The sequence below is a fragment of the Raoultibacter timonensis genome, from assembly GCF_900240215.1.
GTDB lineage: Bacteria > Actinomycetota > Coriobacteriia > Coriobacteriales > Eggerthellaceae > Raoultibacter > Raoultibacter timonensis.
On record NZ_LT964681.1, the window covers coordinates 947,157 to 969,233 of the forward strand.

Sequence of the window (22,077 nt, forward strand, 5' to 3'; positions counted from 1 at the left end):
AATGAGCTGCGCCTTACGACGCTGACGACTGTTCGCTCGTCTGCCGTCAAACCGCCGCATCGATTAAATCGATCACTTCTTGTCGCGAATGCACGCCGAGCTTGCGATAAATCGTTGCCGTATGGGTGTGGACCGTACTGGTTGAGATATAAAGTACTTCGGATGTTTTCCGCATGCTGTAGCCAAGCGAAATGCAGAAAAGTATCTCCTTCTCTCGCTGCGTCAAGCCAAAGCGATTCCCTATCTGATCGCAAACATCGCTCCTGTCAAGCCCCCGGTCTTCATCGGCCTGGCTCGGCGAAAACGTTATCTTCGCAATGCTCCCGTTGACGAACATGACGCAAACGAACACGAGGCAGAGAATGAGGCAGAAGCCGAGGATCAAGGCGTAACCCACCGCATATTCGCCTATCAATGCAAGCACGGTCGGAGCAAACTGAGCGAGGATGAACCTGACGGCATTGACTACCAGAGACGGCAAAAAGAGCGCCGCGATGTAGCAAATCCCGAAAACAGGAATGGGGTTCAGATCCTCTTGATAAACAATGACCATGAATATGACGAAGAACATGATTTTAGTCATCCGTCGGAAAAGGTACATGACCTCAAAACAAAAATTCGTCTGCACCGCCAAAACGAATACGGCCATGAAGAAGCTTAAGAATATGACTGCCAGAAACCCGAGGCAGGCGTGCCAGAACATTTTGTTTTTGAAAAAGGGGGTCTTTCCCGATTGCACGGCTATCAGGGCAAGCATAAGGCACAAAACGAACGGCAAAGCGTACGTAAGAGGAGACTCGCTGGTAATTACGTGATACCCCGGCACGAATATTTCAACGTAAGAAATCAGATTGATAGTGAGCACAAGCATCGCCAAGGGGACGAGCCATGCCTTTCGCTCCGTTCGGCGATCCCCCTCTTCAAAAAGGTTTTCCGTCGAAACGCCGACCGCCAAACCTCCCCTTACCTTCGCGTAGGCGGCATAGCACACGCTCGACAGCCCCAGACTCGCAATGGGAATAACGGCTCGGTATTCGCTGTTGTTCAGATTGCTGGGAGCGGCAACGTAGGCGAGCGCCATCGCGACAAGCATAAGCACGACAACCGTATTGAGTCTTTGCGAAAACATCAGCTCCCGTATCTCGACGATCCACGAGAAGAAAACGACAACGAAGCAAGCTGCGAAGACAACAAGGCACGCTGCGCATACGGCTACCGAGAACGGTTGCCCCAAAAGGCCCGCAATCGAGTGAATGAAGAAGAGGCACAACGAACCAACAAGGCCTGAGCCGAGCACGGCATAGCGATGTCGCGCAACGCGTACGAACCTCTTTCTCAGAACGGAGGCGAGAACGACCAAGCCGATCAACACCGCGAGAAAGAAGCAGTAGGCAAGAACTCCGTCGACGTAATCAACGATACCGAAGTACGACTCTTTGAAAAAAGCCTTGGCAACGTAAATCCATCCGAAGAGAAACCCGAAGATCAGCAAAGAACCCGAGCGCCACTCAAGCGATGAGCGCACGGCACGTTCGTCATCGACACCCGTCAAATCAGGCGCGCTTTGCCCGTTTTTACCCTTAGAAGAGGCCACTATAACCTCCGACCAATCGTCGCAACTCATTTCCCCAATGCCAACATCATCCCACCGAGTTCGAGGATCGCAACCCGCATTCTAGCATGGCCGCCCCCGGACCCCGACAGCAGACCCGATCGACAATGCATCCGAAATCAGCCGACTAGGCGAAACTCCAAATTTAGACACTTTTTGTCGAGCTAAACAGACAGGTGTTGACCCCGTTTTCGGTCAATTTCAACCATCCTTGTCGAAGACGGAAGCGCCTCCGCTTAATACGATGGCAGAGCATTGCGGGGCAATCCGCTAGGGCAAGCGCAGGAAAGGCACCGGGAGGCGCCGTCGAAAAGAAAAGGGGACCACATATGATAAAAGAGAGCATCTCGTCGCGCAGCACGGTGAGCAGGCGCACGTTTTTGGCAGGGGCGGGAGCAGCAGCTGGAATAGCGGCACTCGCCGGCATTACCGGCTGCGCACCGTCAACGACCGCCGAGAAAGCAAGCGAAAGCGGCCAGACAGCCGACTCCTATGTTTACGCTAAAAAACAGTCGGACGTGTCCGATAGGGAGCAGCTTTCAACCGACGTCTTGGTTGTCGGCGGCGGTGGCGCAGGCATATGCGCCGCGATCAGCGCAGCAGAAAACGGGGCGCAGGTTATTCTGGCAGAAAAACTCAGTCAGCTCGGCGGCGCAACTATCCTATCGGGGGGAGCAATTCCCGTCGTGGGAACCAAGCAGCAAACCGAAGCCGAGGTAGAAGACAGCATCTTCGCCATGGCAACCGACATTCTGCGCCCCACCAACTACACGGTCCGCGCCGATCTCGTATACACCGTAGCAGAACGCGCAAAAGAGCTTATCGAATGGACGGAACAGAAAGGGGTCGTCTGGACCCTTGACGAAAGGGGGCGCTTCGGGCAAACCGCACGTCGTATGCACATAGCCGAAGGCACTGGCGATGGACTCGTCAACACGCTTATCGAACATATGACAGCGCAAGAATCGATCACCCAGATGCTTTCTTTCGAAATAGAGGGCCTCGTTCTCGACGATTCCAATGCCGTTGCCGGCGCATACGGAACGTATGACGGGAAAAAATACGCAGTTACCGCGAAGAACACGGTACTCGCCACGAGCGGGTTCGCCAACAATCCCGATATGATCGCACAGTATTGCCCCGAAACAGCCGATGCGGTAAAGGTCGTTGCACTCGGCGCAACAGGCGAAGGAATAAAATGGGCGGAAGAGCTCGGTGTAGAGCTTCAATGCATGGGTGCTTACCAAGGGCATGCGTTTCGCGGAGTCGATAGCAATACGACCGCAGGCCATCAGGCTCTCGCTACCAACGGCGCCATCATCGTCAATGCCAATGGCGAGCGGTTTGTCAACGAATACGGCGGCTACTCGGATCTCTCCCCTCACGTGCTCGCCCAGCCAGACCACATCGGCTACATCTGCTTCACCGATATACAGGCATCGAAAAGCAAGGAGTTCGCAGATAGGCAGTCAGCGGGCTACGTTGCGACAGGCGCTACCGCAGCCGAGCTTGCGGAAGCACTCGGGATCGACGCCGTCGCCCTCGAAAAGACATTCGACGCATACAAGGCGGGCATCGAGAAGGGCGAAGATGCTTTCAATAAGTCCAACCTGCCCGAGAATTTCGACGGCCCGTATTATGCGATGAAGATCACCGGCGAAATACGCCATACGCAAGGGGGCATGCCGACCGATGTTGCCGGGCATGTCGTCCGCCCCGACGACACCCTTATACCAGGCCTGTATGCCGCAGGAGGCTGCACCGAAGGATTCTCCTGCCGCGCCGGATCGGTGTACTCAAGCGGAAACGGATTGATACAGGCGCTTCTCTTCGGAATGATCGCAGGCAGGAACGCCGCAGCCGAGGACAGAACGACAGCGCAGATCGCCGTCTGGGAAAACGGCGAGAGCGGCAAATAGGGCTGTTCGAAAGAAATAGCCGCAAGCACCATAACGGATACACTGCGATCTCCAGATATACCGTGAAAAGCGGCCGCCTACCCCGTTGCGGCGGAAGGCGGCCGCGTAGCATACAGAAAACCGCTCGGCTGATCCTCCCGTTATGCATCCAATCGACAGCTCCCGCCACTCAGCTCCAATGCTTCATAGAGCCCTTTCGGAACGCAGTCCAGCCAAAACCCAACGTAATCATCCAAGCCGATAAAGTCGTTGGGCTGTATCCAATGACGAATGAGATCGGGAACCCAGTTGGAATAAATCGCAATTTCTAGGCGAAGCGCTGCGGAAAGATCAGTGAATCCCCGCAGCGCGAGCGTTTCTTCGATGACGTCGATTCTTCGAGCATTGAGCGGCCAGTAATAGCTTTTCTGCTTTTGAACAAGGTTTTCGTAATCCGCCAAGAAAAACGACCGCTCCTGCTCCACCAATTCAAGACACGTAGTAATGCCCTCGCGCCAAGTAAGAATTCGGCCGATCTTGTACAAAGAAACCGAAAAACAAAAATCGAGATACCAGTACATAATGTCGTACTTCGATTCGAACAGCGTGTAGAACTTCTTACGTGAAATACCGCACTTCTTGCAAATAGCACTCACCGTCATGCGATCGAGCGGGGAATCCGCGGCATGCAAGACCGCGATCTTGTCTCGAAAATCAGCAGGCACATCTGCTAAAGGTATCTGCACGAAGACCATCCCCACTCCGAGCCGCATCCCCCGACCGATTACTTTATTCTGATGATTCCTCCGCTGCGATGTCAAGGGTACAAATTAATTGATTTGTTTCCACCGCGTGCCTTGCCTTGCATCCCCGTCCCCTGTTAGAGCGCTTCGTTCCTCAATACCATAAAGGCATCAACATGTTGGTGCACGAAAACATCCGATGTCAAACACACGACTATAAAACGAACAACATCGAACACGAGGAGGGGCTCATCATGACCAACACAAACCACGAGAGCAACAAAACAACAAAGCATTCCCTTTCGAGACGCACCTTTCTAAAGGGCTTAGGCATTGCAAGCGCTGCTGGCGTGGCGAGCGCCGCACTTTCTGGCTGCGCCGCAAGCCCGTCTTCCGCCGCAGACAAAAACGAGTCTGCTACAGCGGTAGACGCGGTAACCCAACGGCTGATCGACCGCGGCATAGCCGGCGCATCGCTTCCCGATGCCACACCCATTGCGCCCGTTGAACCACCCGAGAGCTGGGATGACGAAGCAGATGTCATCATCGTCGGCATGAGCGGTGGCGGCCTTGTCGCCGCAGGTTACCTTGCGGAAAACGGCTTCAAAGTCATCGGCATAGAGAAGCAATCGACCGTGGGCGGATCATGTCGTCATGCATGTTCGTTCGTCAATCCGTTCGGCGGAGCAAAATCACAGAAAGAAGCTGGTTTCGAGGGCATCTGCAAGGGCGATAAAAAAGCCGGTATGAGGCGCTACCAATCCGATTGTGGCTATTCGGTCGACGATTCGCTAATGAGTACGATGTTCGATTATGGCGGGGAAGCATGCGATTGGGTTGTCGAACAAGAAGGGATGAACCTCGTATGCCTAGGAAACCGGTGGCATGACAAAGACGTGGTCGACGGCAAGCAAAATCGGGTACTCGGTTTCACCAACCCCATCGACACGCTGGAAAAAAACGCCCTCTCCTCGGGCGCTGATATTAGGCTGAGTACCTCTGCCGAAACACTCGTATTCGACGGAAATCGTGTTGTCGGCGTGCTCGTTTCCGACCAAGATGGCAAGAAATATCTGAAAGCCGAAAAGGGTATTATTCTTTTGGCCGGCGGTATCGGCATGAACAAAGACCTTATTAAGGCATATCTTCCGAGCGCATACGAAGGGGCTGTGCAGGGCGGTCCCATGCCCTACCATACCGGTGAGACGTTCCGCATGGGGCTTGGAGTCGGTGGCGATTTCTCGGGATACGATTCATGGTGTTGCTGGGAGTCGGGCATCGACGAGAGCATCGCGGGCGGCGATGGGCAGTTCTGGCACTATTTCTGGCATGGCGAACGCCAGCTCTTCCATAACCCGTGGCTCATCATCGATCAAAACGGCACCCGTCAACCCTATTATGCTTTAACCCGCGAGGAATACGCTCCCCTGAACCCGGGCGGCGGCATGGGCGATCTGACCAACTCCACTCGCTGGATGGCGACAGTCGGACACCATGTTTACAATATTTGCGATTCGAAGTACCCAACCGAGATATTCAAAAAGAATACCACCCTAGAGGCAACCCACGACAAATGCCGCATTCCACTTACCGACCCTGCGGTACTCGTTGACAATGCCGGACTGGTCTCGGCCGATTGGCTAGCAGAGGTAGACGAAGCCGTCGAACGCGGTGCGGTGAAGAAGGCAGACACGCTCGAAGAACTTGCCGAGATGCTATTACTCGATCCCGAAGTCGTCAAAGATGCCGTAAAAAGGTATAACGAACTGTGCGAGAAAGGCGAGGACGACGAGCTAGCATTTCCTTACGATCCATCGTGGCTGAGCCCCATCGATACACCGCCGTACTACGCAGCCATCATCGGCGGCCAAATCGGCAAAACGCTCTGCGGTCTACGCGTTAACGGAGATTTCCAGGTAATCAACGAGAAAGGAGTTCCCATACCAGGACTCTACGCAGGCTATTCCACCGCAGGAGGTTTCATCGGCGACGGAACAGCAGGCGGATTCTGGAACGGCACCATGTACGGCGGTGTCGGCAGCTCGCTCGTAACGGGCTACATTACCGCCAAAAAACTCGCCGAACTCGAATAGCGGTTGCTCGCTGGCCGCCTGCCGCTCGCCATACAACAGGCGGCCAGCATTTCAGTAGAACTCGAGCGTGACGCCAACCGACGTTACAGCTCGACCAGGTTCAACCCCAGATCGGCGCTTTTCATGAGCTCTACGATCTCATCGTGGCAGGTAAAGAGAATGACCTGCCTGCGCGCAGATAGCTCTTTGAGCGCCACGACCGCACCGTGCCGACGTTCCTCATCGAAGTTCACGAGTATGTCGTCGGCCATGATGGGTATAGCGCGCCCTACGTTTTCCGCCGTCATCAGAAGTGCGATGCGCAGGCTCAAATACAGCTGCTGGCATGTGCCGAGCGATAGATGGATCGGCTCGCGCACCGTTTTCACCCGGTCGATCACCTGGAGCTTGCCTTCTTCGCTCATGCGAACCTGCACCCAAGCACCCGCCGTCATCAGCGAGAGCAGGCGGCTCGCCTGCCGATACACCTCGGGCTGGCTCTTGCTTTCCCATGCGGTGATGGCGGCTTCAAGCATGTGCTTGGCGAGCAGCAGCCGAGCGAGGTCTTCCCCGCTTTCCGCAAGGCGCGTGGTCACCTGCTGGTATTCGAGCTTGAGTTCGTCGAAGCGCTTCTGGCGCTTCGCGTGCGCGAGCTCTTGCTTGAGCTCCCCGTACCGACGGTTAACGTTCTCGCTCGTCTCGATGAGTCCCGATCGCTGATGGGACTTCTGCTCGATGAGCGTTGCGATTTCGGATAGGGGCGTATCGAGCGTTATTCCAAGGCGGCTGTACAAAGCGTTTTTCTGCCTCTGAATATCCGCAAGGCGGTCTTCGATGGCGGATAGCTGCGCCACGAGCGCCTGCTGTCTCTGCACGAACAAGCTCGATGCCGCCCGGGCGTCTTTGGCTTCGTCAAGCAACGCGCGAGCACGACGAAGAGACCCCTGGGCGGCACCGAGCCCCGCACGATCGAGAAACGTCGTGGTTTGCGTCATCTGCACTGACAGCTCGCCTTCGCACGTTTCGAGCTTCTTCTTATCCTGCAGCATCACCCATTGGGCATCCTGCTTTCGCTGCGTAAGCGCCTCTTCGGTTTTCGAAGGCCTGAACAGCATGACGAGCGCCGCACCCGCCAAAAACAGCGCGAACACGACGAGGATGATGCCGAGCGCCGTAAACGAGAGGCTCGTTATCTCGCGACCGTGCATGAATACCGGCACGCCCGCGATAACGAACAGTACGGGAAGCGCCACCGAAAGGGCGATCTGCACGTGGCGCTGCCTGCGCGCCCGGCCTTCGAGCTCCTGCAGATCGGGCGCCTCGAGCAGCGCTTCGTAGTTCGATTTGGAATCGGTGTAGTTCTCCTTGGCAAGATCGACACTGTGCTGGCACTTGCTTCGCTCCTCGACGAGCAGATCGATGCGATCACGCAGTGCATGCTCGTCAGCGGGAGCGATCGAGGCGAGGGAGGGATCGAGGGCCCGTTCATGCAGGCGATGCTCGGCAACGAGGGCCTGCTCCTCCTCGAGCAGCGCCTCGCGCTTGTCGATGCTGCGCGTCAATTCTTCTTCGAGCCGCTCGAGGCTCGCCTTCCCCGCCGACAATGCTTCGATTTCCGCGTTGAGCTTTTGCAGCGAGGCGATGAGGGCCTCGCGCTGCGGGGCCAGCTCGTGGAACTCCTTGTCTTGGTGCTTGAAGCGCTCGGCCTCATCGCCCGCCTGGGCGATCTGAGCCCGCAACTCATCCTGGCGCGCAGTCAGCTGCGTGATGGAGTGGTCGAGCCCCGAAGCGCGCGACGTGTACTCGCCGATTCTGCTCTGGATTTCTGCGAGGGCCTGAGCGGGCGAAGCACCGGTGCCCGATCCTGCTGTGAGCAGCTTGGCCGTCACGTCCGTGGTATTCCGGAGGCTGCGCAACTCGTCGCTCGTAAGCGCGAACATGGTCTGGAACGTCTCTTTATCGATGTCGTCGAGGATATCTGCAGCGCCCTGCAGGCCGTCGATGTTCTTGATGCGGGTCAGCTCGATTTCCTCGTCGGTCGCCTCGTCGGTAAAGAAAAGGGATCCGGCACGATCGGCGTTGCTCGGCTTGTACGTGTTTTTCGCACCGCGCGCATCTTCCCAGCCGAACAGCACGCCAGCGAAAAATGCATTGAGCGTCGTCTTGCCCGCCTCGTTTTTGCCATGGACCACGTTGAGATGCGGCGCGAACGGGCCGATCACGCGATTTGAAAACGAACCGAAGCTCACAATTTTCATGCGGCTGAGATACAAGCCCCTTGCAGGACTCGTATCGACCGTCGTCTTCTTGCGGCCGGGGCCTTCCATCTCATTGTCCGTCATCGTGCCTCGCTCTGCCCGAGCAAATCGAGTACGAGGTTCTCTGCTTCGCCAGCGAGCTTACCGAGCGAACGCTCGACGCTCCTCGATACCGTCAGGTTCTTCTTCAGGAATTCGTCCTGCAGATAGGCGAGCGTTTCTTCCTCGTTCTCCCTCTGAGAGCAGGCAACCTGTAAAAGCACCGCAGGAAACAGGCCTTCGCCTGCAAGCGCCTCTTTGTCGAGAGGAAGTTCGGTGCGATCGATAAGCGCATCGCAGAAGAAGAACGCGTAGGAATCGTTGATGTTCTTTCGCAGATCGGCCAGCACCGAGGGTGCTTCGAGGAACTTATGCAGCTGCGTTTTGCCCGTCAGCTCGATGCGCACGCACATTTCCTCGCAATGCGAATTCCCGTTTTCGCGAAACAGTTCGCGCATGATTTTTTCGCTTACCTCGGCGATGCTTGCGCAGTCCGCAACATCGACGTGCATCCGCTGCCACACAACGCTGGCCGTCGGAATAAACTCGAGCTGGTTCGGCGCGTTCTCGGTCAGCGTGACTTTGAAAACGCCGCGCTCGCCGGTTTCGTTGATATCGCGTCCCTGGATGCAACCCGAAAATACGAGCCGGGGATTGTCGTCGGGAAACGTATAGCGCTTGTGGATATGCCCTAACGCCCAGTAGTCCATGCCCGTGCGCATGAGCGCGGAAGGATCGGTGGGCGCCTTGGTGTGGTCGAGGTTGAGGCCGGTATGCAGAACGCCGACAGCGAACGGGGCATCAGCAGCGCCCGTTGCCTCTTCGGCTGCCGAACGGTTCACCCCCTCGGCGATATCCTGATCGAAAGGCCAAGTCTGGTTGTAGTAGCCACGGCCTCCCAACAGCACGAGCGGCTCGCCGTCGCGCTCGAAGGTTTCGAAGCTCGGTTTGTCCGCCGAAAACATGAAGGTGTTCGGCGGGAACGCGAAAAAGTCCTGCTTCCATGAAGTGAACGGATCGTGGTTGCCCGTACAGAGGTATACGGGGATGCCAGCTTCGTCGAGCCTGTGCAGCCCTTGGAAGAAATGGAGGTAGTCGCCATACGATGCGCGCGCCGAATCGAAGATATCGCCCGCCATCACGACGAAATCGACGCCGTTCTCGAGAGCCGCCTCGATAACGCGATCGTAGCTTTCGGGAATGGCGGTCAGCAGGCGATCGGCCCACGCATCGGACAGGGCTCGCAAGCCCCGAAACGGAGCGCCCAGATGCAGGTCCGCCGCATGGATAAATGTAACGCGTTTAGGCATGTATGCAGTGTACCGCGAAACGCGATGCTTCGCTGCTACGCGTAGCCGGCCGCGCGCGAATCGTCGACAAAGTTCATGAATTTCGTAAACTCGGGGTTGAACGCCAGCGGAATATCGCGCGTAGGACCGTTGCGGTGCTTCGCAACGATGAGTTCGGCGGTACCGAGATCGGGGCGATCGTCGCTTTCCGCTTCGATCTCGTCCATGCTTCGATCGATGAACGCAACGATGTCGGCGTCCTGCTCGATCGAGCCCGATTCGCGAAGGTCGGAAAGCATCGGACGTTTTTTCCCACGCATTTCAACGGCACGGGAAAGCTGCGAGAGTGCCACGACGGGCATGTCCATCTCTTTTGCGAGGACCTTCAGACCACGGGAGATCTCACCGACCTCGACGGCGCGGTTGCCGTCGCGACGCGTTTGGGGCGGCTGCATGAGCTGGAGGTAGTCGACGACGATCATACCCTGCTTCTTATCGCGCAACTCGCGCCGCGCCTTCGCGCGCAGCTCGAGGATGGAAAGCGCCGGGGTGTCGTCGATGTACAGATCGAGGTTCGCAAGGGTGCCGCACGCATCGGCGATGGCCGCCCAGTCGCTTTCCTGCAACTGGCCGCTGCGCACCCTCGACAGGCTGACGCGCGCTTCCGAGCACAGGATTCTCTGCACGAGCTGGGAGGCGCTCATTTCCAGCGAGAGGAAGGCAACCGTGGTTCCCTCTTTCGCCGAATTGACTGCGAGGTTGAGCGCGAACGACGTCTTGCCGACGCCGGGTCGGGCGGCGAGGATAACGAGGTCGCCGCCTCTAAAGCCGTGGAACAGATCGTCGACGTCTTTGAAGCCCGAGGGAACGCCGGCCATATGGTTTTGCCGAGCCGCCAGTTCCGATATCTCCTCGAACGCATCGTTGAGGAGCGTGTCCATTTTTTGGAATGCGGAAGAAACGCGCTTCTCCGTAACCTTGAACAGCGTCTTCTCGGCTTCTTCAACCACTACGTCAAGATCGTCGGGAGCATCGTAGGCAAGCGCGTTTATCTCGGCCGACGCATAGATGAGCTCCCGGAGGATGGCCGTACGCTTCACGATTTCGGCATGGTTGTGCCAGTTGGTCAAAGCGAACGTGTTGTCGCCCAGCTCGACAAGATACGCCTTCCCGCCGATCGCTTCGAGCTGGCCCGAAGCGTTGAGGTTATCGGCCAACGATATCTGGTCGATGGGAATATGACGCACGTACAGATCGAGAATCGCCTCGAAGATGCGCTGGTGGGCGGGACGGAAGAAGTTATCGGGATTCAGCTTCGTCGCGATTTCCTCTACCGCTTCTTGATTAAGCATGCAGGCAGCCAGAACCGATTTCTCTGCTTCGATGTTTTGAGGCAAAGACTTGCGTTTTTGCTCGACGCTCGTCTCTTCCGGTGCAAAATCCGGATTATGGTAAGAGCCAGGTCCTCTGTCCGGCATACCCGTCCTTTCGCTTTCTTGTCAGCTGGTCGAGCTTAGTATACTACACTATAAAAACCGCAGTTCAACTGTGTATTTTGGCGATTTTTCCCAGTGGTTTTCGTTATCCACAACGCCGCATGTCCAGGCAGCTTTCCCACCTGCCGCAAAAGAGGTTTTCCACATTTTCCACTACGGAACCGTGTGGATAAAGCTCATGTAGAGAATCCAGGTATTCTCGACATGAACCCCAGCCGCAACGGCATTGGCTGCAAGATAAGCCGTACCCTGCCGAACCCCCTGCCTGGCAAAGAAAACGGGCCGCACCCTTCGATGCGACCCGTTTCGATTTCGATCGTTCGATCGAAGCGCAGAACTACTGCTTGTCCTCGGCTTCGACGAACTCGGCAGCCGTCTCGGCTGCTTCGGAAGCAGCCTGGGCATCGCCCGCCGCATCGGCGGCTTCGATGCTGGCAGCGGCTTCTTCGACGATAGCGTCTTCGATGGCCTTGAGCTCTTCGCGAGCCTCGGCATCTTCTGCTGCCTCGACTGCCGCAGCGGCTTCCTCGGAAGGAATCGCATCGTCGGCACCGCCGACGAACAGCCTCAGCGTCGTCTTGATGTCGCGATACAGCGAAATCGTCACCTCGTGCTCACCGGCAGTCTTGATGGGAGCCTTGAGCTCGATGCGCTTCTTATCGATGTCGAGACCGAGGCTCTCCTTGACCGCATCGGCGATCATGACGGAAGTAACCGAGCCGAACAGCTGGCCTTCCTCGCCCACCTTCGCGACAACCTTGACCACGTTGCCCTCGATGGCCTCTTTGAACTTCTCGGCACCACCGATGCGCGTCTCTTCGCGCAGCTCGATGTTGTGCTTGCGCTGCTCGAGCTGCTTCAGGTTGCCCTTGGTAGCCGGAATAGCGATCTTCTGGGGATACAGGAAGTTGTTGGCGAATCCAGGTGCTACCTCGACGACGTCGCCTTCGCCTCCCTTGCCCTTCAGTTCTTGAAGCAAAATAACTTTCATCAGTTACCCCCTTGCCTAGCGGTTGCGGCGGTCGCCACGACCACTGACGGCAGGAACCGCGTACGGCATCAAAGCCATCTCGCGCGCGCGCTTCACGGCGGCGGCGACGTCGCGCTGGTGCTGGGTGCAGGCACCGGTAACGCGACGGGGCTTGATCTTTCCGCGGTCAGTTACATATTTACGCAGCATCTGTGTATCTTTGTAATCGATGTACTTGGCGTCTTCCTTGCAGAATTGGCAGTACTTACGACGAGGCTGCTTTGCGTAATCAGACATTTTACTAACCTCTTTCGTACCTACTAAAACGGGATGTCTTCATCATAGACCGAAGAAGAGGCGTCGACCATCGGGGCCGCTGCCGCCGGAGCGGGAGCATACCCACCCGAGGAAGGCTGGGAACCGTAAGATTGGCCACCATCACGACTCGACATGAACTCGAGCTCGTCGACGATCACCTCGATCTTGCTGCGCTTCTGGCCTTCGCGTTCCCACTGGCTCCATCGGAGCTTTCCCTCGATGGCGACCTTGGTCCCCTTCGAGAGGAACCTCGAGAGGCTCTCGGCTCTTGCACCGAACATAGTGCAGTCGATGAAGTTCGGGTAGTCTTCCCATTCGCCGGTCTGCTGGTTCTTGCGGCGGTCGTTGACCGCTACGCCGAAACCGAGGACCGGAAGACCGCTCGCCGTGGAACGCAATTCAGGATCACGCGTCAGGTTTCCGCTGATTATCACTCGGTTAATGCTCATATTCTTCCACCTCTTCTCATGCTTGACGGCGATGCGCTCAGCGCCCGCCGCCCGTGTCATTCGCTCAAATTAGTCGCGATCCGTACGCTTAACGATCATATGACGCACGATTGCGTCGGTAATACGCAGCACACGATCCAATTCCGCGATATTCTCGGGTTCAGCATGGAAATCGATCAGGGTGTAATCACCGTCGGTCAAACCGTTGATCTCATAGGCGAGTTTGCGCTTTCCCCAGTCGTCGACGTTATCGATCGCACCGTTGCCTGCGGCAATGGTGGTCTCAACGCGTTTCATGGTTGCGGCGCGGGTTTCTTCGTCGATTGACGGAGACACAAAAAACAACAATTCATAAGCCTTCATCAGCTCACCTCCTCTGGACTTTACGGCTTCGGGGCTGTTGAAGGCATATACCCGAAGCAGGATTAGCTTGCCCATTCTAGCAGAGGGGTTGTGCCCCCGCAAGAAATATTCCCCGTTCGGGCCGCACGTATCCACGCTTCGAACACACTTGGCAAACGGCCTCACCCATGCTTTGTCCTTTGAGCACCACTGAGCATACCTCGCTCGATGTTTGCATGCAGTCGGAAAAGAGCACCTTCGAAAAGAGCCGATAACGAAACAGGGGTGAAGCACTTCTTACCGTGCTTCACCCCTACAGCGAACGCAAAGCGATGCGAACCCTACGCAAAAATGCGCAGGCGGGTGCCGAATGCTAGTCCTCTTCTTCGACTTCCTCTTCCTCATCGAACTCGTCGTCAAGGTACTTCTCGTCGATCTCGTCGTCAGCGTATGCTTCGGCATCCTTCAGACCGGCCATGAAGTTCGGCGCTGCGCCGATGTAGGCAGGATCGGTCTCGAAGACCGGCTTGTCGTCAACGATGTTGTACACATACCCGATTGCATACCCCTCGTCTTCGCCGGGAATGCCGCCTTCGGCGATAATGGCATCCTGTGTTCCCGCATCGGTCTCAACGTAGCCGTCGTAGCAGAAGCCGTAGGCCTCGGCACCGCGAGCGCCTTCGACGGTGTGGCGCGCGAAAGCGAAGCACTCCTCTGCAGAATCACCTGGATGACTCTCGATGAACAGGTTGTCCTTCACGACAAGCGCCGTGAACGGCACCACGTCGGCTCCTTGGTTCATCTTCTCCTTCGCTTCGTCGAGCGTAAAAAGCAGAACCTTCTCAAGGGTTTCCGGGATCTCGGGAACCTCGGTCTCGCTGGATTCCACAACGCGATCTACCATGTGCGTCCTCTTAATCGTTCATCGTCTCCTCCCGGAGACTTTCTAACCTATGGGTGATGCTGGTATTATGCCACAGCTCGCAACATGCAGTTCAACGGTTGGGCAAGAGGCACGAGGTACACAAGGAAAAGAGTACCGAGAAGCGATCTCGAACTACGTGCTTTGGCTAATCGAAGCATCCTCAGCTATCGCAAATGCACAGATTCTCAAACAAAGAAGTGCGCCGGTTGGCTTTACCAACCGGCGCATCCGATGCCTTATCGCACGTAGAATTCGGCCACGGCCGCCTGCGGGCTCGCCTGGCCGCGCTCGTTGACGGAGCGGACCTTCAGCTGGTAGGCCCCGCGCTCCTCGGGCGTGAACGAGTACGTCCAATGCACCCAGAGGTCGGCCGTCGTATCCGACACGTCGTGGCTCGTCCACGTTTCGCCGCCGTCGAGGGAGAACTCCATCGCGACGATGCTCTTGTCGAAGTCGTCGGCGTATCCCTCGAGCGTTATCGTCTGGCCCAGATCGAGCTCTTGAGGCGCTATCATGGCCGACCTCCTTCCGCTTTTATCCTAGCCGATCTCGGCGCTGAGGATGCCGACGTTCGGGCTGTTGGGGTACTCCATCCCTTCGCCGGGGTTCTCGGGCGGGGTCGCCTCGCTGGTCACCCTCACCTCGACGATATCGCGGACGAAGTAGTTGGCCGAGGTGCGCGTCATCCACAGCTGGTTGTTGCCGCCGACCGACGCAGACAGGTCCTCGTCGTTGATCTCGTAGGAGATGACCCCGTGGCGCCCGACGACGTATGCGATCGGAATCGCGAGCTCGGTTCCGTCGCTCGACACGAACGTGAGCGTGTTGACACCCGAGCGCGCTTCGGCGCGATCGAGGAGGTAGGACACCGGGATGCCCTTCACGTCCGCCGTGATGATGGCTTTGCCGTCGGCGGGGTTGCCGCCGCACGTGCAGGTCATGACCTGCTGGACGCTGCTCTCGGAGGCGAGCTCGTCAACCGGCAGCGTAAACGCCTGATCGACGTCGCCCGACACCGTGATCTTCCATTCGAGGGGGTTGCCGACCGCGAAATCGTCGGTCGCGTTGCACAGCGCGGCGGTGGCGCGCTGGAACACGTCTTTGATGATACTGTTCGGCGTGATCGCGGTCTGATCGTATGCGAACTCGCCCTGCGATGCCTCGGCTTCGTTTACGCTCGGCGCAACGCCGCTCGCAGCATCGGCCTTTGTGCTTGCGGAAGACGCATCGCCTGCGCCCTGCGGCGCCTCTTCTGCGAGGGCCGTCCCCCCGCCCGAGATCACGAGCGTTGCCGCCATGGTCCCGAGTAGTACGTTCTTCTTTATGTCTTGCATGGTCGTCTCCAGATCTACTTTACATGGAACAGGAAGTTGGTATCGCGCGAGCAAACGCGATCGGAACCGTCGGGCTGCGTGCTCGTCGTGCGAATCTTGAGCAGGTAGCTGCCCGCTTCCTGCGGGGTGTAGTTCAGCCGCCAGTACGTCCAGCAGGTCGGATCGTTGTCGGGAGTCTCAAGCGTCGTCCAGGTCTTGCCATGGTCAAGCGAGTACTCGACCTTAGAAATCGGCTCGTCGTAGGCATCGGCGTATCCCTCGATGGTGAGTTCTTTGCCAGCCTGTCCCTCAAGCACTACACCGTCGGGGAAGTTGAGTACGGCGCTGTTCGGCTTACCCTGCATCTTGCCCGTGTCGGGGTCGAGCGGAGTACCGACTCCCTCTTCCTCTTCCTCCTCCCCGTCGGAAGGCACGGTTACGAAGCTGATGGACTGGATCGCCTTGATGTAGGAAGCCGCCGAATTGCGCGGGACGGCCAGCGTCACCGGATAACCCTGATGCGCGGGCAGCGGCTCGCCGTTGATCTCGGTTACGAGCAGGCAATCCTCATAGTTGATCTCATCGAATCCAGGGGAGACCATGTTGTAGCCGTCCTCCGACGTGCACTTGATGTTCGTCACGCCGTCTGCGGGCTTCACGTAATCGATAATATCCTTCATCGAAACGCCAGTGAGCTCGGCTTGGTAGATCCATGCGTTACCGGTCGCGTTTTCGATGCACCCCTGCTTCTGAACGGAGCTCTTGGTGCCAAATTTCTCAACAAGTTCGGTAACCGTCATCTCGATGGGGTTCTCGACCTCGCCGTCGATGGTGAGCGTCCAAGCATCGGCAACCGCGGGGTCGGTGTCGGTGCGCCATTCGGACGGCTCGTTGTTGAGCGATTCGAAGAAAAGCTGGCTGTTATCGGAAATGGTGGTCTGATCGTAGGTCACATCGAGATTCGCTTCATCGGCTTTCACGTCGGTGATTCCCTTGTACAGATCGTACTTCGCGTAATCCCACAGGTTGAACTTGCCGTCGGAATCAATGAAATGGCACGAATCGCAGCTTCCGTCCATGGCTGTGAATTGGGGATTGCTGTTATGGATGCCATGGAGCGTTTCGACCAGCTGGATGTTTCCAAAACCCGCATTGCGATGGCAGCCGAGGCAGTTCGCAATGGTCACCTGGGTGGGGTAGCCCATGGCGTACACGTTGTGCTTGGTGTCGAGGCTCATCACCACATCTTCGATCGATTCGTGGCAGGCAAGGCAACCGCGGTCGTCGGCGTTCAAATAGCTGATGTTCCAGCCCTTTTCGTCTGCTGGAACCGGCTGGTAGGTGAACCCGAACTGGTCGGTGTACGTGTTGGGCGTATTGCGCTCGGCGTTCGCGGCCACTTTATCGGCGTAGGTGAGCTTCTCGTTGTACTCGGAATAGCTATCGAGGTACGTGCCTCCGTCCTCGCCGAATCCGATGTTGTTTCCCATGCGCCCGAAGCTATCGTAGTCTATGGGCGACGAATTGTCTGCGGCATCGTCACTTCCGTCCGCTTTCGTTTCGCTCGGCGTGCACGCGGCCAAAAGGCCGAGCGCCATCACCAGACACAACGAAAACACGGTCAGTTTTTGTTTTGCCTTCATTCGCTTCCTCCTTTGTCTATCGTCTTGTTTGCCGAGATAATCCGGCAGGTTTCTTCCCCGGCAGGATTGTACGGAAAAGGATGTTTCGGCTGTAGGCGCTCAGAATCGAGTGCGACACGATTTTTCGCGCGAACCGCACCCTCGCCTGAGCGCCTATGGTTATCCTCATATCGAAATGATCGGCTTTGCTACAATACGCTCGAACGCAAAGGGACGGAAGCGATGCGGAAGCGAATCGCCGCATGCAGAAACAGCGCCGCACGCCAGGCAAGGCGCAGGCGATAGAAAGAGCGGGTATGAGGGTCAGAGGGCAAAAGGGGTGCAACGATGCAACGTCGATCATGTTCATATCGGCGCTGCATCAACGGATCGACTTCGATCGGTACCTCGATCAGGGAACGACGGTCAAGCTCTTCATCGACGAAGAGCTCGATGCGGTTTGCGAAAACGACGAGGACGTCTACCTTTACTATGTGAAGTCCGGCGCGCTTGAAGTCGGCATGAACCGCGATGCCGAGCGCAATACCATCTTCTTCATTCGCAGCGAAGGCGATGCGGTCATATGCAGCCGCCAGGGTTACCTGTCGTTCGGAACGAACCGCTTCACGCTCAAGGCAGTCAGAAACACCGTTCTCGTAGGTTTCACCCTCAAGCAGGTGAAGGAGCTCATTCGCAGCGACGATGACTTCCTCGAAGACTACCTCTACGAGATGCATATGGCTATGGCCCAGATGGGACACCGCATCGACACGACCGCGCACCAATCGAGCAGCCGCCGTATACTGCTATGGCTCGACAAGCTGTGCGAAGCGAACGAGCCCGTTGCCGATGGCGCATACCGCATTCCCTGCAACCTGACGGTCGACGAGTTGGCCGGGCTGCTGCTCATCCACTATGCAACGTGCAACAAGCTGCTCAAAGCCCTCAAAGAGCGCAACATCGTCAACAAAACCCGAACGCACTTGGAGATAGCGGATCGAGCTCAGATCAAGGAATTGCTGCGAGACGAGAACCCTGTGCTGTATTAGATCAACGGCGTACCAGAACGAACGGTTATGGCCCCGTGGAAAAGGAGCTCGTCTCGTCTTTCGCCCAAGGACTCGTGCTGGTTCGTGACGGTGGGCAATTGCAACATTGTCGCGTTTCGCCGTGACTGCTTTGCCAAAGCGAGTGCTCCGAAAAAGCCGAGGGCAGCGGTGAATGCAGGGTTGTCGCCGACGACGGCACAAGGCGCAAAGTCCGTGTAAAACGAACCGCCGCTCAGACGATTCCGCTCCTGGTTCAACGACGGACCAAAAGAAGCCAAACTCGATGCGGGCGCACCGGGAAGGCAGTCGCGCACCCGGCGTGCTCGGCAAGCGGCCGAACGCGATACCGCGCGAATCCCAGCGCGCATTCGGTGCACTATAATGAGATGACGCAACCCCTCGGGGCTACGACGGAGGAGATATGGGGAAAACGCACCAGGAACGCAATGCTCTGCAACGCTCGTCAGGCAAGCGCTACGGCATCGCCGTCGCTGGCTTTACGTGCCTGTATGCCGTATGCGTTTCATTCTTTTACTCCAGCTGGCTGGTTAGCCAGCCGAGCTTTTCCCCGGCATCGTTCGACAATGTGCTGAACCCGACGATATTCGTCGTGTCGCTGCTATTCTCCGTACTCGTCGGTTCGAAGCTGACTCACCTTGTCCGCCTGCCTTGTCTCGCGCTCGGCTACAGCGGATTCGTCCTCGCGCTCGGTAGCGCGTTTTTTGCCGCAACGACATGCCTCGACCAAGCTGTTGTTGCCGTATCGGCCCTCGCAGCGGGGATCGGCATGGCGCTGGTCATGCCCTTCTACTTCGAGGCGTTTGCGTGCTATTCGTCGCGCCGCATCGCCATCGCCTTCGGCATCATGTCGCTCGGCGGCATGGCAGCGAACATGCTGCTCGGCTTCGCCCCCGATATAGTATCGCTGGTTCTGTATGGTGCGCTGCTCGCAGCTTCGGCGCTATGCCTCGCGTTCACCCGGCACGCAGAAACCTCCGAGAACGGCAAAATCGAACGGGACCGCCGAATCCCTTCGCCCCATCCCGTGCTGTCGAAGCAGGATTTCCTCAACGTGTTTCTCGTATCGGGCATTTGCACGTTCGCGCTCTCCATTGTGTACGGCATCCTCGATACCGCAGCTACCGGCACAAGCACTTCGCCGGCTACTTCGATTCTCATCTCGCAGTTCGGCGGCATTGCGGCGGCAGTTGTATTCCTCGTTTACTTCGGGACGCGTACGAAACCGCCTACGTCGTTGCTCTTCAACGTGGTGTTCGGCATTTTGGCTACGGGCATCTTGTTTCTGCCGTTCCTCTCGAGCGATTACGCCGTATCGCTGAACATCTTGGCCGCCGCCGGATGGAAGCTCGTCATGCTAGCGCTGTTCTACCTCGTCGTAACCACGTACGCGCGGAGCAGAACGAAACTGCTCGTCGGTATCTCGCTTTCATATGCGCTTCCACGTTTCGGCCTGTTCATCGGTCAGAACGTCGCCCAGCTGCTTGGCGTTGGCAGTACCGCCGATTTCGTGCGCACCACGGCGGTCGCCTTCTTCCTGCTGTACCTCATCCTCATGGTCATCTGGATGGTGAACTCGCACGAACGCAAGCGCGCCGAATCGCAAGCACGGGCCGCCGACGAGCTGCTCGGTCGTTTTGCACAAGAACAGGAAAACGTGCGCAAGCTACGCTGCGAAGCATTGGCCGCCGATTGCGGATTGACCAACCGGGAAAGCGACATCCTCTATCTGCTTGCCCAAGGACGCGATGTCGCCTCGATCTGCGAAACGCTCTTCTTGTCCAAGAACACGGTGAAGAGCTATCAGAAAACTATCTACTCGAAGCTTGGCGTGCACAGCAAACAAGAGATCATCGATCTCGTAAACACTGCCAATTCTTCCCGTAACGCCTGATCATGCACCCCACTTTAAGGGGGGTTTCGCAGTTTCCCACACCAGGTGGGGTGTGCGCATGCATTACCTCCCGTACGCTGGGTTCCGTCAGATGCGCTTTTCTCAAGGCATCGAAGCAAGTGGAACACCAACAGAGGAGGCACCTATGGGGAATACCGCACAACACGCTCAGGGAGTATCGCGCCGTTCGTTCATTACCGGAGCAGCCGCAGCAGGCGTGCTTGCCGGACTGGGCTTAGCGGGATGCGCGCCACAGGATAAGAAAACCGCATCGGCTACCACGAACGGTGCCGATACGAAATGGGACGAGGAATGCGACGTACTCGTCGTAGGCAGCGGTTACACGGGCCTTGCTGCGGCGCTCGAAGCGAAGAATGCCGGCGCCGATGTTAAGGTCATCGAGAAAACGGCGCGCGTAGGCGGCAACTCCGCTCTCGCGGCCGGCGACTTCGCCGTATGCAATTCCAGCGTGCAAGAGCGTGAGGGCGTACAGGATTCGGTTGAGCAATACGTCGACGATATGATGGTAGCGGGTCTGTATCTTAACGACAAGGAAAAGTGTCGCGTGATCGCCGAGAAGTCCAACGAGACGTGGGAGTGGACCCTCGAGATGGGCGCGACCTGGGCGACGAACGACGAGGGCGAGCACTTCCTCTATCCGTACGGCGGCCACACCGTTATGCGCTCCATTGCACAGGGAGAAGGCGGCGGGGCGAACGTTACCGGCCCCTTCGCTGAGAAACTCAAAGAAATGGGCGTCGAGGTGGAGACGAAGCGGATGCTCACCGACCTGGTGAAGGATGAGAGCGGACGCGTCATCGGAGCCATCGTCCATGACAAGCCGAGCGGCAACGACACGGAAAGCGGCACGCCCGTCGCCATCAAGGCGAAAAAAGCCGTCGTGTTGGCCGCCGGAGGATTCGGGCGCGACCTCGAATTCCGCCAAGCGCAAGACCCCCGACTCGACGATACGGTGGACTGCACGAACCAGGAAGGAGCTACAGCAGAGAGCCTGCGCGCTTCGGTCGCCGCTGGAGCGATGGCGGTGCACACCGACTGGATCCAACTCCTTCCCTTCATGAGCCCCGATGAGCAAGGGTACGGAGTTGCCGCCTTCTACACCGACGGGCAGGCAAGCTACGCCCCCACGCTGAACGTTGCCACCGGCAAGCGAATCGTCAACGAACTGACCGACCGCAAGCGCTATGCCGATGCCATTCTGGAAACCGGACAGCCGTGCGTGCAGATTACGTGCAAGAAAGCGCTGTACGACGGAGGAAGCGGACTCGAAAGCGCCATCAAGGCCGGTATCACCACCGAATTTGCTTCCATCGAAGAGGCGGCCGAACACTACGGCATGCCCGTCGATGCCGTGAAGGAGGAAATCGCTCGTTACAACACGTTTGTCGAGAATAAGATCGACGAAGATTTCGGAAAGCCCATCCCGGAAGACGCCCAGCCCATCGACGAGGCTCCGTTCTACGGCGTACGCCTGTGGCCGAAGGTGCATCACTGCATGGGCGGCGTAAAAACCGACCTCGACTGCCGCGTGGTCGATATGAACCTTCAGGTTATCCCCGGCTTGTACGCAGCAGGCGAAGCAGTGGGAGGCATCCACGGTGCCTGCCGTTTGGGCTCGTGCGCTACGGCCGACTGCTTGGTGAACGGCCGCATCGCGGGCCAGAACGCCGCCAACGAGCAGACCGCGTAACGTTGCGTTTTCCTCCCAGCATCCAGACCCCACCTGCCAAGGCGGGGTCTCCCGCATGA

At 57.5% G+C, this 22,077-nt stretch carries 18 protein-coding genes; 5 read left to right on the forward strand and 13 right to left on the reverse strand.

Going from position 1 to position 22,077, the window contains the following annotated elements; translation table 11 throughout:
* Positions 1-46: 46 nt before the first annotated feature.
* Positions 47-1,594, reverse strand: a complete 1,548-nt coding sequence (locus C1722_RS16015; RefSeq protein WP_180995318.1) for a helix-turn-helix transcriptional regulator — start codon at positions 1,592-1,594, stop codon at positions 47-49.
* 347 nt (positions 1,595-1,941) lie between these two features.
* Between C1722_RS16015 and C1722_RS16020 the strand changes: the two genes are divergently transcribed.
* Positions 1,942-3,531: an FAD-dependent oxidoreductase gene (locus C1722_RS16020; RefSeq protein ID WP_102380323.1), complete on the forward strand. Its 1,590-nt coding sequence runs from the start codon at positions 1,942-1,944 to the stop codon at positions 3,529-3,531.
* Between the two features lie 140 nt (positions 3,532-3,671).
* Here the strand turns inward: C1722_RS16020 and C1722_RS16025 are convergent, their stop codons facing one another.
* Entirely contained in the window at positions 3,672-4,265 is a 594-nt protein-coding gene (locus C1722_RS16025) for a TetR family transcriptional regulator (RefSeq protein ID WP_180995319.1), read from the reverse strand.
* A gap of 164 nt (positions 4,266-4,429) precedes the next feature.
* On the opposite strand from C1722_RS16025, the gene C1722_RS16030 reads away from it, so the two are divergent.
* Positions 4,430-6,346, forward strand: coding sequence for an FAD-binding protein (locus C1722_RS16030; protein ID WP_244902615.1), 1,917 nt, complete (start codon positions 4,430-4,432; stop codon positions 6,344-6,346).
* An 83-nt stretch (positions 6,347-6,429) separates the two neighbouring features.
* Here the strand turns inward: C1722_RS16030 and C1722_RS16035 are convergent, their stop codons facing one another.
* From C1722_RS16035 to C1722_RS16085, 11 genes are all read right to left on the reverse strand, one after another.
* Positions 6,430-8,667 (reverse strand): ATP-binding protein, encoded by a 2,238-nt coding sequence (locus C1722_RS16035; RefSeq protein WP_244902616.1) that lies wholly within the window; start codon positions 8,665-8,667, stop codon positions 6,430-6,432.
* Positions 8,664-9,932 carry a metallophosphoesterase family protein gene (locus C1722_RS16040; protein ID WP_102380325.1) on the reverse strand — a complete coding sequence of 423 codons (1,269 nt, stop codon included), beginning with the start codon at positions 9,930-9,932 and terminating at the stop codon, positions 8,664-8,666. Before C1722_RS16040 ends, C1722_RS16035 begins: the two co-directional genes overlap by 4 nt.
* Positions 9,933-9,967: 35 nt before the next feature.
* The gene (gene dnaB, locus C1722_RS16045; protein ID WP_102380326.1) at positions 9,968-11,389 is read right to left on the reverse strand and encodes a replicative DNA helicase; all 1,422 of its coding nucleotides are present in this window, start codon (positions 11,387-11,389) and stop codon (positions 9,968-9,970) included.
* A 355-nt stretch (positions 11,390-11,744) separates the two neighbouring features.
* Positions 11,745-12,398 (reverse strand): 50S ribosomal protein L9, encoded by a 654-nt coding sequence (gene rplI, locus C1722_RS16050; RefSeq protein WP_102380327.1) that lies wholly within the window; start codon positions 12,396-12,398, stop codon positions 11,745-11,747.
* A 15-nt stretch (positions 12,399-12,413) separates the two neighbouring features.
* Positions 12,414-12,674, reverse strand: coding sequence for a 30S ribosomal protein S18 (rpsR, locus tag C1722_RS16055; RefSeq protein ID WP_102380328.1), 261 nt, complete (start codon positions 12,672-12,674; stop codon positions 12,414-12,416).
* Between the two features lie 23 nt (positions 12,675-12,697).
* Positions 12,698-13,144, reverse strand: coding sequence for a single-stranded DNA-binding protein (locus C1722_RS16060; protein WP_102380329.1), 447 nt, complete (start codon positions 13,142-13,144; stop codon positions 12,698-12,700).
* Between the two features lie 69 nt (positions 13,145-13,213).
* A complete protein-coding gene (gene rpsF / locus C1722_RS16065; RefSeq protein WP_102380330.1) occupies positions 13,214-13,507 on the reverse strand; it encodes a 30S ribosomal protein S6 in 294 nt (97 codons plus the stop codon).
* 352 nt (positions 13,508-13,859) lie between these two features.
* Positions 13,860-14,390, reverse strand: a complete 531-nt coding sequence (locus C1722_RS16070; RefSeq protein ID WP_102380331.1) for a hypothetical protein — start codon at positions 14,388-14,390, stop codon at positions 13,860-13,862.
* 257 nt (positions 14,391-14,647) lie between these two features.
* Entirely contained in the window at positions 14,648-14,926 is a 279-nt protein-coding gene (locus tag C1722_RS16075; protein WP_102380332.1) for a molybdopterin-binding protein, read from the reverse strand.
* Positions 14,927-14,950: 24 nt separating this feature from the next.
* Positions 14,951-15,745 carry a molybdopterin-dependent oxidoreductase gene (locus tag C1722_RS16080; RefSeq protein WP_102380333.1) on the reverse strand — a complete coding sequence of 265 codons (795 nt, stop codon included), beginning with the start codon at positions 15,743-15,745 and terminating at the stop codon, positions 14,951-14,953.
* 14 nt (positions 15,746-15,759) lie between these two features.
* On the reverse strand, positions 15,760-17,367 hold the full coding sequence (locus C1722_RS16085; protein WP_102380334.1) for a molybdopterin-dependent oxidoreductase: 1,608 nt from the start codon (positions 17,365-17,367) through the stop codon (positions 15,760-15,762).
* Between the two features lie 296 nt (positions 17,368-17,663).
* Here C1722_RS16085 and C1722_RS16090 point away from each other — a divergent pair, with 296 nt between their 5' ends.
* The 3 genes from C1722_RS16090 to C1722_RS16100 all read left to right on the forward strand — a co-directional run bounded on the left by C1722_RS16090 (position 17,664) and on the right by C1722_RS16100 (position 22,018).
* Positions 17,664-18,395 (forward strand): Crp/Fnr family transcriptional regulator, encoded by a 732-nt coding sequence (locus tag C1722_RS16090; RefSeq protein ID WP_180995320.1) that lies wholly within the window; start codon positions 17,664-17,666, stop codon positions 18,393-18,395.
* 421 nt (positions 18,396-18,816) lie between these two features.
* Positions 18,817-20,307: a helix-turn-helix transcriptional regulator gene (locus C1722_RS16095; RefSeq protein ID WP_102380336.1), complete on the forward strand. Its 1,491-nt coding sequence runs from the start codon at positions 18,817-18,819 to the stop codon at positions 20,305-20,307.
* A gap of 145 nt (positions 20,308-20,452) precedes the next feature.
* Complete coding sequence (locus C1722_RS16100; protein ID WP_102380337.1) at positions 20,453-22,018, forward strand: flavocytochrome c; 1,566 nt, start codon at positions 20,453-20,455, stop codon at positions 22,016-22,018.
* Positions 22,019-22,077 lie beyond the last annotated feature (59 nt).